Genomic DNA, 1,236 nt, shown 5'->3' on the forward strand with positions numbered 1-1,236 from the left:
CGATGGCACGCCCTGGGCCTCCTCGCCGCGGCATCTGCTGAAGCGGGTGGTGGCCTTGTGTGAAGAACGCGGCTGGAAGCCGTTGATGGCGCCGGAACTGGAATTCTATCTCACAGCGCCCAATCCCGATCCCGATATCCCGCTCACCCCGCCGGCCGGGCGTTCGGGCCGGGCCGAAACCTCGTCCCAACCTTATGGCCTGGAAGCCATCACCGAGCATGAGGATCTGATCGAGGCGATCTACGAATATGCCGAAGCCGCCGATCTGAACCTCGATACGATGATCCACGAAGCCGGCACTGCCCAGCTGGAGATCAACTTCGTGCACGGCGATCCGGTGCGGGTGGCCGATCAGGTGATGCTGTTCAAACGCATCGTGCGGCAGGTGGCGCTGAAGCACGGGGTTTATGCCACTTTCATGGCCAAGCCGATGGAACATCAGCCGGGCAGTGCCATGCACCTGCACACATCGGTCGTGGATATGGCTGATGGCCATAATCTGTTCGCCAACGCCAATGGCAGCGATGCACCGCTGTTCCGCCATTTCGTTGGCGGGTTGCAGGGCTATCTGCCGGCGCTGGCGCCGATGTTTGCCCCCAATGTCAACAGTTTCCGCCGCATGCGGCCCGATCATGGCGCGCCGATCAACGTGCAATGGGGCAGCGACAACCGCAGTTGCGGCCTGCGCGTGCCGATCACCGATCGCCACAACCGCCGCGTTGAAAACCGCCTGCCCGGCGCCGATGCCAACCCCTATCTGGCCATGGCCGCCACGCTGGTTGCCGGCTATCTGGGCATGACCGAGGAGCTGGAACCATCGCCCAAAACCTCGGGCAACGCCTATAATTTCGAACGCACCCTGCCGCGCAGCCTGGAAGAAGCGCTGGAACGCTTCAATGATTGCGATCCGGTGCGGGCGCTGCTGGGTGACTATTTCTTCCGCAGCTTCACCTCCATCAAGGCCGCCGAACTCGAAGCCTTCCAGGGTGTGATCAGCAGTTGGGAGCGTGACCATTTGCTGCTGAAGGTGTGAACGACAGCCTCGCCTTCGACCAAAGCTGGTATGCGGCGACCGCCCACGCCAGCCCGTCGCATGCCGCGCTGGCCGGCGATTGCCAAGCTGATGTCGCCATCATCGGCGGCGGCGCCACCGGGCTTTCGGCGGCGCTGCACCTGGCGCAGCGCGGCGCCAGCGTGGTGCTGCTGGAAGCCGGCCGGATCGGCCATGGCGCGTCA

At 64.0% G+C, this 1,236-nt stretch carries 2 protein-coding genes; both read left to right on the forward strand.

The genetic code is table 11. The features are described from left to right. A partial coding sequence (locus tag RT662_RS00425) for a glutamine synthetase family protein (protein ID WP_313668199.1) occupies nt 1-1,033 on the forward strand: 1,033 nt, incomplete at its 5' end. Continuing rightward, a partial coding sequence (locus RT662_RS00430; protein WP_313668201.1) for an FAD-dependent oxidoreductase occupies nt 1,030-1,236 on the forward strand: 207 nt, incomplete at its 3' end. The genes RT662_RS00425 and RT662_RS00430, both read left to right, overlap by 4 nt.

The organism is Sandarakinorhabdus sp., assembly GCF_032115815.1.
Lineage (GTDB): Bacteria > Pseudomonadota > Alphaproteobacteria > Sphingomonadales > Sphingomonadaceae > Sandarakinorhabdus.